The organism is Chitinophaga sp. S165 (assembly GCF_003182155.1).
In the GTDB taxonomy this organism is placed as follows: Bacteria; Bacteroidota; Bacteroidia; order Chitinophagales; family Chitinophagaceae; genus Chitinophaga.
The window spans coordinates 47,491-60,598 of record NZ_QGTG01000010.1 but is presented as its reverse complement, the minus strand read 5'-3'; the positions used below and the strand labels follow the sequence as shown (position 1 = coordinate 60,598).

Sequence of the window (13,108 nt, the reverse complement as noted above, 5' to 3'; positions counted from 1 at the left end):
TCCCGGCAGGCTAATTCGAGAAACCGGCCTCTGTATTGGGTATTGCTTTATAGCAGTTGGATCAGGGGAAGGTGCTGGCATAGATAAGCCCTCGGTTCGGTGCTACTATTCGAACCCAGATAATGTGTGTGTACGTAGCGTATATAGTGGATGTACGCAGTGCATATTTTGTAACTTTAGGCAATTCAAATCTTAATGCAAAACTGATGGCGCCTTCTGCTGATATAGAAGAGATACTTTTTAAACCCTCAATTGATCTCATGGCATTACGGGATTTTATTGGAGAGGAGGGGGACTTCGGATCTGGTTGTTTTCAGGATATACATTGGCTGAACACTCCCGGTCCAATTTATACAACATGTACAGACAACTGCGGAACCGGCCAAATTGAGGCGATAAACAATGTTGGTGGAGATGAGGATTATCGTGAAGTCATCTTTAAACAGCCTTTCACAAAAGAAGAACTTAAAGCAACCGCGATTGCAGGAATGGTCGATGCTTTTGGTTCGTATTATATTGATGGGAGCCAGTATTGGAATGAAGATAATGTTTTAGAATGGTGGAATAAAAGTAAGGAGCGCGTTGATTACATCATTGATCGGTATAATGAAGAACTTAACTTGCCTGAGATACCGCATATTTCCACCTGGGAGATAGGCGGAAAGAGCTTTACGGGACGCTTATATGGGCCGGTAAGACCAGTGCCTGAAAATTATAAATACTGGCTGGACTTTTATCAACAAAGTATGAAGAGCTATTTAGAATGGTATGTATGTAAGCTTCATGGGACAGACATTGTGCTGCCGCCATTTATATTTGATTGGTCCCGAAAGGAAAGACTGGATAAAGTTTTTGCAGGCCGGTCGTAGGGGGGACGTTGTTACAAAATGCCTATGAGGTAGGGATAAACATGGAGGATAGGTGGAGTTGATCTGGTATTGATCTTCTGTTGTATAGTGGCGGGTGGATTTAACGGGAAGATGTGTCGGCGTGTGAATTGGCAATGGGAGGAGAGCTACAGTATGATACTGAGGTTATAGAAAGAAATATAATTCATATTCAAAGGAAGAGGGCATAAAGTTTTATTCAGCAAAATTCATCTCTGAAGGCTGCATTTATTCCCGTTGAATTACAGACTGAGATGCGTGTGCATCTGTATTGTACGGAGCTGTCCGGGACGGCAATACGCCGACCTGTGGATATTTAGGCTTATTAAGGGAACCCGGAGCCTGTTGCTCAGTCACGGCGATAATATCGGCTGCCAGGTATTGCCTGTTGCAGGATGAGCCATCTTCGTGCATACCTCTTACCTGGAGGGTCACTACAAGTGTTCCGTCTCCGGTTACATCCAACGGGACGTTTATTCCTTCGAAGGGCTTGTTGGCGTCAATCTTCAGTATAACAACTTCTGCACTGCTCACCTGGTGTGATGTGAATGAGAAACTGGCTGCAATTACTTTTACTTCTAAGGCAGTAATGCCTTTGTGTCGGGCCAGGGTTTGAGGCGGAATATGCAATGTGTTATTCCTGAAGAGTTTAGGCGCTACGGTAAAGAAGCGATCTATCCCAGCATGCTGATTGAACCGGAAGCCTTTTATAGCGGCATAATTACTACCGGCCGCAATGAGGGCCTTATTGAGGCGATTGATATGGCCGTTATCACAACGGATATCCAGGTCGCCATAGAATGCATGCCGGATAAGGGCGCCTTTCCTGCTGGCCAGGCCGAAGCGGCGGGCTGCGCGCCGGGTAGCAGCTGTTTGCCGTACTGTTTCGGGCATGCTGCGCAGGAAGTATTGGCCATTGCGCTCATAACCTATAAGGTTACCGAGTTTGCCGGTAAAAGGAATGATGGATATTTGTTTTGCCATCAGTGATGAATTTGATGAGATATAAAATTACCATAATCTGAGGAACGCATGGAAGGGAGCGATTAGAGGTTGTCTAAGACTGACATGAATGGTGTTGCAATATGTTTAAAGGTGATTCGGGTAGTGTTTGATGACGGTCAATGCCAGTCGGGTCAGATTTCGATAATATCGAAAATTTGGGTATTAAGAATTTAAATATCCGGCTTATGGAATCACTTCTGAAGCTGCATCATGGAGACGAAACCAAAATATGATCAGTTATGGGTAATTGCAAGTCGTTGAAAATTAATATACCAGAACCTTGTACGGAAGCCTGGAACGAAATGCTTCCTGAAAATGACGGACGTTTTTGTCTGAGCTGTCAGAAGAAAGTGATCGATTTTTCTGCAATGTCTGACTATGAGATCCTACAAACACTGAGTACGGTGGGAAAGGGTGGTTGCGGACGTTTTGATGATCGTCAATTGGACCGTCTTATCATACAGCCGCCCAAACCATCGAGGCCATTCTTTCCTATGGCGCTGTTGGTAACCTTACTGAGCGCCATTATTCCCGAAGTAGGAAAGGCGCAGCATGTTACAAATATCACGGCTTCAGTAACCAACGCTTTTGAGATGCATTTACCCGCAAGTATTGAAGGACGGATTATTGATGCTGCAAGCGGAGATGGCTTGCCCCATGTAACAATACTATTAAAAGGTACAGCGACAGGGTGTACTTCCGATGAAACAGGTCATTTCAAATTAAATATTCCGGAGTCAGTTTCTGACAGATCACCCGTTTTCCGAATAAGCTGCATTGGTTATGATGAGATAGCATTCAGGCTCGATTCGTCGAATATCTTGCCTTATACAATAAGCTTAAAGAGAAGTTTGAATATCCTCAGGGAAGTAGACGTGGTGTCGTCCGTACCCTATAGAAAAGGTGGTTACACTACCGGTGTGGTAAGATGTATATCCCGTACAACGGTCCACCATGCTAACTGGTGGCATAGGCTTACCCAGATCTTCCGGAAAAAGGAAAAGTACAATGTAGAATAGAAGAGTACAAACATTTTTAATGCGCTGAAGCTTAAACGCTTTATTAACCATGTTGTATTATTCCATATGTTTATGGAAAATTAAAAAGACTGGCATCATATTCCAAACTATACCGAATGAATAAAGTAAAGTACTTTTTTTTGTTACTGGCGGGGTTAATAAGTCTACAGGTACATGCACAACGTACGTTTAAAGGCATTGTAATGGATAGCAACCGGGATCCTCTTCCGGGAGCATCTGTGGTAATCAAGGGCACATCTAAAGGCGCTACTACAAACGAGCTTGGAAGATTTACCATCACACTCCCGAATGGAAATGTTACACTGGAATTTTCCTTTATCGGATGTATAAGACAGGAAATAGCGGTCAATGCAAAATTGGATACGCTCGTTGTAATAATGCAGCCTGATCAAAAAGAATTACGGGACGTTATTATAACAGCAGGGGGGATCAAAAGAAACCAGCAGCCTTTAGGCTACAGTGTATCTACAATTCCTGCGGGACAACCAGTACCAGCCGGTCAATTATCCGGAAGAGTGTCAGGTGTAGATATACCTCCAGGTGACGGGCATTTCCGGGCACGTAAGATAAAAGTGAGATCTCAGGGAATAAAGGGTAATGCGGCGATAGCGAATGAAGAAGATTATGGAGCGATCAGTGAAAATGATTTTCATTCCACTAAAGATAAGCCTTTGAGTACTTTTTCAATAGATGTTGACAAGGCAGCATATTCAAATGTCCGCAGATTTCTCAACAATGGAAATTTGCCGCCAGCAGATGCAGTAAGGATTGAAGAGTTGATCAATTATTTCGACTACAACTATAAAAGTCCGGCTGGTAACGACCCTGTTGCAATATATACAGATATGGCCAGCTGTCCGTGGGAGCCTGCGCACCAGCTCGTGAAGATAGGACTGAAGGCGAAGGAAATACCTTTGGAGAACCTTCCTGCAGCCAATATCGTATTTCTACTTGACGTATCCGGTTCTATGAGTACGGAGAACAAATTGCCTCTTGTAAAACAGGCGCTTAAGGTATTGGTACAGCAATTACGGCCATCCGATAAAGTAGCCATTGTGGTATATGCAGGTGCCGCGGGAGTTGTGCTTCCGTCTACATCGGGCAGTGAGAAAAAGAAGATCCTGGATGCATTAGAAGACCTGGAGGCCGGAGGCTCAACTGCCGGAGGAGAAGGTATTCAGCTGGCATACAAAACCGCGGCTGACGCACTTATTAAAAATGGTAACAACAGGATCATTCTTGCTACTGATGGAGATTTCAATGTAGGTGTGTCTGATAACAAGGAACTCGAGAAGCTCATAGAAAGTCAGCGGAACAGTGGTATCTATTTGTCAGTATTAGGGTTCGGTATGGGCAATTATAAAGATTCCAAACTGGAACTGCTGGCAGATAAAGGCAATGGCAATTATGCCTATATTGACAACTTTGAAGAAGCCCGCCGCATTTTTGTGACAGAATTCAGTGGCACACTATTCACCATTGCTAAAGATGTGAAATTACAACTGGAGTTTAATCCTAAGTATGTGCAGTCATACCGCCTGATAGGATATGAGAACAGATTGCTGCACGATAGAGATTTCAATGATGATAAGAAGGATGCCGGTGATATGGGTGTTGGCCATACTGTAACAGCATTATACGAGATCATCCCTGCAGGTAATAAGAGTAAAAAAGGGAAACCGGAGGTGGATACACTGAAGTATCAACAGCAGGTCCTTTCCAACGGATATACCGGAGAAGTGCTGACAGTAAAACTACGTTATAAGCAACCACGGGTTGATTCGAGTAAGTTGATCAGCGAACTGATGTCCTGGAAGCCTCAAAACATCTACCAGGCGTCAGATGATTTCAGGATAACTGCCGCTGTAGCAACATTTGGATTATTGCTGCGGAATTCCAGTCATAAAGGTCAGGCGAATTATAAACAGGCATTATCTCTTGCAGAGGGAGCGAAGGGTGAAGATAAGGAAGGATACAGAGCAGAGTTTATACAAATGATCAAAAAGGCGATGGTACTTAGTAATGACAATACTTCAGCGGCTGATAAGAGTGAGTAAATGACGCGGTCAGATTTTGTCTGAAGGAGGATTGCATAGGACAATACAGGGGGACATAATATGATTATGTTAGTATGAAACGATAGACGCCGGAGATATGGTCTCCGGCGTCTTAATTTTGTGCAATGAAGTAAGCTTGAAACAGCATCAGGCATCTGGTATTTCAGGCTCTACTAGCTTCGCAAGCTTTTCCAGTGATTCCTGCCAGCCGAGATAACACATTTCTGCCGGGATCATAGCTGGTATACCTTCCTGGGTTATCTTTATTTCTGTGCCTGCAATATTTTTTTTGAGCGAGACAGTGGTGATCATTTCTCCTGGCAGATTGGGATCATCAAATTTGTCAGTGTATTTCAAGAACTCATTAGGTTTGAGTTCCACATATGTGCCGCCAAATGAATGGCCGTTGCCGGTGGTAAAGTTTTGAAATGACATTTTAAAAGTACCTCCGGTAACTGCATTCATTTCATGTACAGTACAAATGAACCCATAAGGAGGTAACCATGAAGCGATTGCCGGAGCTTCAGTAAATGCGCGATATACCTTTTCCGGAGTTGTCTTGAGAACCCTGTGCAGTGAAACGGAATTGTTTGACATAAGATGTATTTTTGCTCCTACTCATCTGGCTTTTCGGCTTCGCCCGTTTTTAGAGTGGTCGCTGCTCCACTTGTTTATCGATTAGCTTCGACACGACAAAGATGGCTGGAAAATTGGATTTTGAAGGAGGGTGGATACGACATTATAAGGGGGGATTTTCGACCTGCCGTATGGAAGTTAACATTGGCAGGTATTCGTTTCCGGTGAGATCGCTTGGAAGATGAACACAGGCACCAGCAGGATGGAATACTTTATTTATAATACTATCTCCCGATAAAAAATTATATATATGCCCTGGAATCCCGATGTATACAACAAGTTCAAGGAAATAAGGTATGCACCCTTTTACGACCTTATCAGAGATATTCATGCAAAGCAAGGCATGAGTATGATCGATCTCGGGTGCGGAACCGGAGAACTGACAAAAGTGCTTGCTGATAAGTTCCCGGTAAGTAGGGTACTTGGTATTGACACATCTGCGGAGATGTTGGCAAAGGTCCCAAATCAGGAGAATATCTCTTTTGAGCAGCGGTCTGTTGAAGAGCAGCTAGCGCTGCCGGATAAGTGGGACGCTATCGTAGCCAATGCCTCGTTGCAATGGGTAGAGGACCATGCTACACTTTTTCCGCGGATTATTGAGAAGCTATTGCCGGGAGGTCAGTTGGCCATACAGATGCCATCGCAAAAGGAGAATATCCTTAACCAGCTCCTTTATAAACTGGTACATGAAAAACCATTCCATGAGCTGCTGGAAGCATCGATCCGGCATTCGCCGGTACTGTCACTGGATGAATATACGAGGTTACTGATCAGTAATGGCGCGGAAGATGTGGTCGTGTATCAGAAAGTTTATCCGATCATAGCTGGATCTGTAGAAACGCTGTATGAGTTTATTGCAGGTTCTGCCCTGGAGCCATATATGGAAAGGCTGCAGGAGCCGCTGCGATCAGACTTTGCGCGCGTGTTCAAAGACAGAATAGCCCAGTCTTTTCCTGCATCCCCTATGATCTATTCTTTCAAACGGATCATTTTAATCGCCCGCTTCTGACAAAAGACAGTTTGCCCCTAACAAAGGAAGTTCCCTCCAGGTAACTAGTTACCTGGAGGGAACTCATACCGTTCTTACCTGGATTCTTCGGTAAGTTTGCCCCGAATTAATAAGCGCTGATAGAAAAGAGCTAACGCTAAATCCGATTAATAATGTCATTCAGATTAGTGGTGACTTTGTTTCTTACTGTCTCCTTTCCGGGATGCCAGGGGCAAATTAAAACACCAAAAATGGAAAAAGAAACGTCAAAATTGAATCCTCTGTTATGTGATCCTGAAAGCGGGGTCTGTGAAATGCCAACAAGCGGGAACGGCGGCAAAACGCAAAACATTGTCTCTAAAAACAAGCCGGTTAAAGTGATCTACTTTACTGATCCTATCTGCTCTTCCTGCTGGGGAATAGAACCACAGTTAAGAAGATTAAAGCTTGAATATGGCGGGGATGTAGAGATAAGTTATCATATGGGCGGCCTGTTGCCGGACTGGAGCTACAACAGTGGTGGAATAAGCAAGCCGTCAGACGTAGCTCATCATTGGGACGAAGTAAGTAAGTATTATAAAATGCCAATTGATGGAGATGTATGGCTGACAGATCCTCTTGATTCTTCATATCCTCCTTCCATTGCATTTAAGGCGGCTCAGCTGCAGGATAAGTCAAAGGCCCTTATCTTTCTCAGATTGATGAGAGAAATGGTATTCCTGCGAAAGAAGAACATTGCTAAATGGGAGCGTATCGAACAAGCCGCTACCCAAGCTGGTTTGGATGTTGAACAATTAAAAGCTGATTTTGAAGGTAAAGGAAAGGAATTGTTTAATGATGATCTGGCACTGGGAAGAAAGCTGGGAGTAAGAGGTTTTCCAACAATATTCGTTACCAATGCTTCCGGTGAAACCGAAATGATCTATGGCGCTAAGCCTTATGCGAGCTTTGAAAGCAGTGTAAGAAAAATATATTCTGACGCCCAAAAGATACCTTATGCGAAGAATTGGGAAAAGCTGTTTGAAGTGTATCCGACGCTGACATTGCGGGAGTTTGCTGAGTTAAGTGAGATCTCTTTTCCGGATGCGGAACAGCAGTTAACGGATCTGGTGAAGGAAAAACAGCTGACAGTTTTTGAAACTAAAAATGGTGCTATCTGGACCAGGATGTAATATAAGTTTATTGTCCGCGGGGTATGTTATCCCGCGGATATTTGCATCTATTTTTTGAACATGGATGTGCGATAGGCTATTCCCCAGTTGGCAATTTCATCAATGATTGGCTTGAGTGTTTTGCCATATTCAGTAATTTCATATTCTACCGTTATCGGTTTCGTGTTACAAACATTACGGCTAATGAGCTGGTTAACCTCCATATCCTGCAACTCCTTTGACAACATTTTCGGCGCAATGCCTTCTACTTCGCGGAGCAGGTCCATAAAACGCAATTTATCGCCCTGTAACAGCGTGCCGAGGATATGAAACTTCCATTTTCCTGATAAGATCTCCATGGCATCTTTAATGGCCTGAATCCGAACTTTGCAAACTTGTGTAGTGTTTAATACCGACTGCTTCTTCATACTACGTCATTAAATGACGATATAAAATTATTATTTTCTATGTTACTTTCCTAGTTATCCGGGTTCCTTATATCTTTGCATCTTACTTAACATTTTACTGCTATGGCCAACCCATATATATCCCTGTTACGAACAGCCTGGCGTTATGCACGGAAGGAACGGAAAAAGTATGTATTGGTATATGCCATGTTTGTAGTTTCTGCTGTTATTTCCGCATTATACCCTGTGCTGTTGGGATGGTTTATCAATAAGATCCAGCGGGATACGCAGCAGGTTTTGCATTATGCCTTCTTATATGCTGCCAGCTATTTCGGTCTCAAGGTACTGGAATGGTGTTTTCATGGCCCTGCCAGGGTTATGGAGCGGGAGCTTGCTTTTAATCTGAGCCGTAACTTTTTGCAGGAACGATATCACCAGGTATTACATCTGCCTGTAAAATGGCACCAGGACCATCATAGCGGCGCCACGATCAATCGTATACGCAAAGCGTATGAAGCTTTGAAGAGTTTCTTTGATCAGGGTTTTATGTATTTACGAGCAGTGGGCAAGCTTGTTTTTTCTGTTGCAGCGATCTTGTATTTTTCACCGCTATTTGGTGCTATCGGTGTTGTACTCGGTATGATCAACATTTGGGTCATCTTCAAATTTGACAAGCCTTTCATCCGTACGCTTGATCAGGTAAATGAAAAGGAACATGTGGTTTCTGCGACCTTATTCGATAGCCTTTCCAATATCATGACTGTTGTTACCCTACGCCTTGAAAAGAGCATGGAAACGGGATTGCTGGCTAAAGTGCACCAGATATTGCCCCCGTTTAAAAGAAACGTCCGGATCAATGAATGGAAGTGGTTTGTAGCCGATATGCTGATAACGGTTATCTATTGCGTAGTTGCGGTAGGGTATATTCTGCAGTATTGGGAACCGGGAAAGGTCTTTTATATAGCAGGGCTGGTAACATTACTGGGATACGTAAACCAATTCACCAGCGTGTTCTATGACTTCGCCTGGCAGTATACAGATATCACCCAATACAATACTTCGGTACAAACTGCTACCAATATAGATGAGGCGTTCAAACAGCATCACCGTCCGGATGCGTCTACCGATCTGCCGGATACCTGGCAGGTTATCCGTATGAAGGACTTAAGCTTTTCACACCGTGATCGCTATGATGCTGCACATGCGCCGCAAAGCCTGCACGGACTGAATATCGCTATACCGCGTGGTAAACGTATTGCGCTGATAGGAGAGAGTGGCAGCGGTAAAAGTACGCTGCTATCGCTACTTCGGGGACTATATGATCCAGAGCCAGGCATGGAGCTCAGCGTAGATGGAAAACCATATGATCTGGACACGCTCAATGAGACAGTAACGCTTTTCCCACAGGAACCTGAGATATTTGAAAATACCATCGCTTACAATGTTACACTCGGTCTGCCTTTCAGCGAAGCTGACATTGAACAGGTGTGTGAAAGCGCACATTTTACAGAAGTGATCAAACAGCTGCCACAGGGTCTCGAATCTGATATACGTGAAAAAGGGGTAAACCTTTCCGGAGGACAAAAACAACGACTGGCCCTGGCCCGTGGTATACTGGCGGCCCGTGAAAGCGAAGTGGTGTTGCTGGATGAACCTACGAGCAGCGTTGATCCCAAGACGGAGGCCATGATCTACAATAAGTTATTCAAAGCTTTTGCAGATAAGGCAGTGATATCTTCCATTCATCGTTTGCACCTGCTGGCACAATTTGACTATGTATATGTGTTGCAGCAAGGGCGTATTGTGGATGAGGGCACGTTTGAGCATCTGCGGAATAACAGCCCTATTTTTCAGGACTTATGGAAACACCAGAAGGATATCATGGGTGAGCATTACCAATAGAATAAGGAAGCTACTGATGTGAGGCGAAGAGGGAACGATGCCCAATCACCGGCTACTCAGATCACTTTTAATATAATCCAGCCAAAGGTGGTGAGGTAAGTGGGAAAGGTTTTTATCAGGTTGAAATCCTGTACGGTTAATTGGAGCACTGTCTGTCCAGGAAGATTTCCTATCGGGAATTAAAAGGTGATATTCGCTGGCAGGCAATCTGGTAGGCTGCGACATGCCAAGGTAGTCCATCATCCCCAATGTATTCGTACCATAACGTACTACCTTGCTACTCTGCCTGGAGAGGTAAAAGAAAAACTCTGTAGAACTTCCACCAAGATCATCAAAAACTAAGGCTATCCTTTTAGGGTTCCGAAGTACCGAATCCTGGTATATTTTTATTGCCGGAAGCGCATAAAACGTTTCTTTCGACCCGGGAATTTCTTCAAAAGCGCGTTTGTAAACTGCCAGGTATTCCGGTGTAAAAGATTTTTTCCAGGCTGGATCAGCAGGCGGATTTTCGTAAAGAGATTTGATATCTGGTAAACTAGCCTGGATATTATCAGGAGATAATCTTAAATAAGCATTTCCCTGATCTATAGGTTGCGTATAAAAGTAGGGCAACAGATATGCCCATCCGGCATTGCCGCCACCGTTGCCTCTCAGGTCTACTATCAGATTTTCAGTATTCCGGATGAGCGAATCATTTTTCTGAATGATCTCCTGTACTTTGTTGTCGCGGTTAAAGGAACCTATTGTCAACAATACATTTTTGTCGTCAAGTTTCTTCAAGCTAAGTCCCAGGTTATAGTTCCGCCAGGTAGAGAGCTCCGATCTTTCAGATTCAGTCATTGCATCGGGATAGACCTTACCCCAAAGTTCGAAATTCCAGAGTTTCAAAAGACCTCCGCGTTGCCTCGCAGGGAAATCTGGTGTTAACCAATTATACTTATCGAATGTGAACCCTTTGTTATCTTTTGTCAACGTACTGTATACAAGGCCGGTCCGGAGTTTGGCGTCAGTGCTCTGTATGATAACGGCCTTATAGGTCTTAGTGTCCACTTTATAAATGCCTATTTTTACAGATGAATCCGGGTTGATCCATAAGCCCTCAACTGCATCACGTTTTTCCTCTTTGAACTTTTTTATAAAATCGGCTTCCCCTATGCTGACGTACTGATATCTGCCAGTGTCTTCGACGTTATATTCAAGGTCAAAATGTTTGTCATTGAAGAAGACGACGTATTGTTTAATGATAGCGAAACATTTGATCGGATCAGATTCCGATCCGGCATTCCTGCGAAGGCTTTTGATAAGTTGCTGGTATTCCGGTCTTGTTTTTCCAGTGACCCTATCCGGAAATCCGGCGTAATTAAGTTCTGTCTTTTTTATTGTGGTATCCAGGTTGGCGAGGCAATCACATTTCTTCTGGGCGTTCATCCTGCCGGTGCATAACAACATCACGAGAGAAAACAAACTAACTTTTGACTTGATGGTACTGAGCATATTATTTTTTTTAACTGACCCCGATATAAATATAGAAACTGCAGTTAAACCGGCATAATGCTTCCGTAATTTTATTTTATAGATATGGACCTAACTAGCTGCAATATATCATGAGGAGCCGGTCCATATATTTGATAATCATGCCCGAATAGCACTTTCTTCGCGATATTTCTAATGATTTAAGGCACTTTATCGGGGAAAGTAAGGCATAAAAATTGTGTTTGGTATACTACAACCGCGAACTTATAGAAACCCTTTTCAAGTCACAATTCAATCAAAACAATGAGAAACCTATTCTTGATCCTTACTGCAACTGCTACACTTGCTTTGCATGCATGCTCTAATGACAATGACGGACCCAATGAACCTAAGTATCCGCCTGTAGAGACTGAAGACCCTAACACTGATTATCAGCCGGCTTTTACAGGGCAAACCAGAGGCCCTGGTGTGCGTACTACAACTAAACTGGATACAACAGTCATTACATCGTCTCTAACGAGTCCCTGGGGTGTAAAAAGCCTTCCGGATGGAAGATTGCTGGTAACACAAAAGGGAGGTACTATGCGTATTGTTACACAGACAGGTACCGTGAGTAGTCCTATCACCGGATTGCCCGCAGTTAATGCCAATGGCCAGGGCGGGCTGCTGGGCCTGACGCTGGATCCCGCATTCAGCACCAGCCGTATGGTGTATTGGGTGTTTTCTGAAAATATTGCAGGAGGTACTGTTACAGCAGTCGCCAAAGGACGCCTGGCGAATGATGAAAAAACAATAGAGAACGCGACAGTTATCTATCGTGCTATTCCGGCCTATAATGGCACACTGCACTATGGCGGACGTATTGTATTCGACGCACAGGGAAATCTTTTTGTGAGCACGGGTGAACGTTCAGACCTTGTTACAAGGCCTCTTGCACAATCCACCACGGCTGCCCTGGGTAAGATATTACGCATTACGAAAGATGGTCAGCCAGCACCAGGTAACCCGGCCTTTGGTGAAGGCGGATTGCCCGAATTGTATACTATCGGGCACCGCAATCCACAGGGATTGGCTATTCATCCGGTTACGGGTGAGTTATGGCAGGCAGAACATGGTCCGAGAGGTGGTGATGAAATAAACCGTATACAGGCGGGCAAAAATTTTGGCTGGCCGACCATCACGTATGGAATCGAATATAGTGGTCAGAAAGTAGGAGATGGCATTCAGCAGAAAGATGGTCTGGAGCAACCTGTATACTACTGGGACCCGGTGGTATCGCCAAGTGGTATGACTTTCTATGCGGGCGACCGGGTGCCTGAATGGAAGAACAATCTGTTTATCGGCGCTTTAAGCGGCCAGCATATCGTACGGCTTGTTATCGAAAACAATAAGGTTGCCGGAGAAGAAAGATTGCTTGCCGGAGAAAACCAACGCTTCAGGGATGTAACACAAGGTACGGATGGAGCCTTGTATGCTATTACTGATCAGGGAAGGTTATACAGGTTGGATAAAGCGGAATAACAGTTATCAGAAGTTTCTTAAGACGATCAGATCTCGTGCTG

General features: G+C 44.1%; 11 protein-coding genes. 7 read left to right on the top strand and 4 right to left on the bottom strand.

Features of this window, described 5'->3' with window-relative positions:
* The first annotated feature begins 128 nt into the window (after positions 1–128).
* On the top strand, positions 129–869 hold the full coding sequence (locus C7475_RS28050) for a hypothetical protein (protein ID WP_146217682.1): 741 nt from the start codon (positions 129–131) through the stop codon (positions 867–869).
* A 246-nt stretch (positions 870–1,115) separates the two neighbouring features.
* On the opposite strand, the gene C7475_RS28045 is transcribed toward C7475_RS28050, so the two are convergent.
* Positions 1,116–1,871: a hypothetical protein gene (locus tag C7475_RS28045; RefSeq protein ID WP_110056748.1), complete on the bottom strand. Its 756-nt coding sequence runs from the start codon at positions 1,869–1,871 to the stop codon at positions 1,116–1,118.
* Positions 1,872–2,131: 260 nt separating this feature from the next.
* Between C7475_RS28045 and C7475_RS28040 the strand changes: the two genes are divergently transcribed.
* Together C7475_RS28040 and C7475_RS28035 are read left to right on the top strand one after the other, a co-directional pair.
* Positions 2,132–2,911, top strand: a complete 780-nt coding sequence (locus tag C7475_RS28040; RefSeq protein WP_110056747.1) for a carboxypeptidase-like regulatory domain-containing protein — start codon at positions 2,132–2,134, stop codon at positions 2,909–2,911.
* Between the two features lie 116 nt (positions 2,912–3,027).
* The gene (locus C7475_RS28035; protein ID WP_199236301.1) at positions 3,028–4,989 is read left to right on the top strand and encodes a VWA domain-containing protein; all 1,962 of its coding nucleotides are present in this window, start codon (positions 3,028–3,030) and stop codon (positions 4,987–4,989) included.
* Between the two features lie 147 nt (positions 4,990–5,136).
* Here the strand turns inward: C7475_RS28035 and C7475_RS28030 are convergent, their stop codons facing one another.
* Positions 5,137–5,586, bottom strand: coding sequence for an SRPBCC family protein (locus C7475_RS28030; protein ID WP_110056746.1), 450 nt, complete (start codon positions 5,584–5,586; stop codon positions 5,137–5,139).
* Between the two features lie 289 nt (positions 5,587–5,875).
* On the opposite strand from C7475_RS28030, the gene C7475_RS28025 reads away from it, so the two are divergent.
* Complete coding sequence (locus C7475_RS28025; RefSeq protein ID WP_110056745.1) at positions 5,876–6,634, top strand: methyltransferase domain-containing protein; 759 nt, start codon at positions 5,876–5,878, stop codon at positions 6,632–6,634.
* Between the two features lie 230 nt (positions 6,635–6,864).
* Entirely contained in the window at positions 6,865–7,785 is a 921-nt protein-coding gene (locus C7475_RS28020) for a DsbA family protein (RefSeq protein ID WP_110056744.1), read from the top strand.
* Positions 7,786–7,832: 47 nt separating this feature from the next.
* Here C7475_RS28020 and C7475_RS28015 read toward each other — a convergent pair whose 3' ends face one another.
* Positions 7,833–8,192, bottom strand: a complete 360-nt coding sequence (locus C7475_RS28015) for a helix-turn-helix domain-containing protein (protein ID WP_110056743.1) — start codon at positions 8,190–8,192, stop codon at positions 7,833–7,835.
* Between the two features lie 102 nt (positions 8,193–8,294).
* On the opposite strand from C7475_RS28015, the gene C7475_RS28010 reads away from it, so the two are divergent.
* Positions 8,295–10,073, top strand: a complete 1,779-nt coding sequence (locus C7475_RS28010) for an ABC transporter ATP-binding protein (RefSeq protein ID WP_110056742.1) — start codon at positions 8,295–8,297, stop codon at positions 10,071–10,073.
* A 45-nt stretch (positions 10,074–10,118) separates the two neighbouring features.
* On the opposite strand, the gene C7475_RS28005 is transcribed toward C7475_RS28010, so the two are convergent.
* Positions 10,119–11,567: a S41 family peptidase gene (locus tag C7475_RS28005; protein WP_110056741.1), complete on the bottom strand. Its 1,449-nt coding sequence runs from the start codon at positions 11,565–11,567 to the stop codon at positions 10,119–10,121.
* Positions 11,568–11,849: 282 nt separating this feature from the next.
* Between C7475_RS28005 and C7475_RS28000 the strand changes: the two genes are divergently transcribed.
* Complete coding sequence (locus C7475_RS28000; protein ID WP_110056740.1) at positions 11,850–13,067, top strand: PQQ-dependent sugar dehydrogenase; 1,218 nt, start codon at positions 11,850–11,852, stop codon at positions 13,065–13,067.
* Positions 13,068–13,108: the final 41 nt, after the last annotated feature.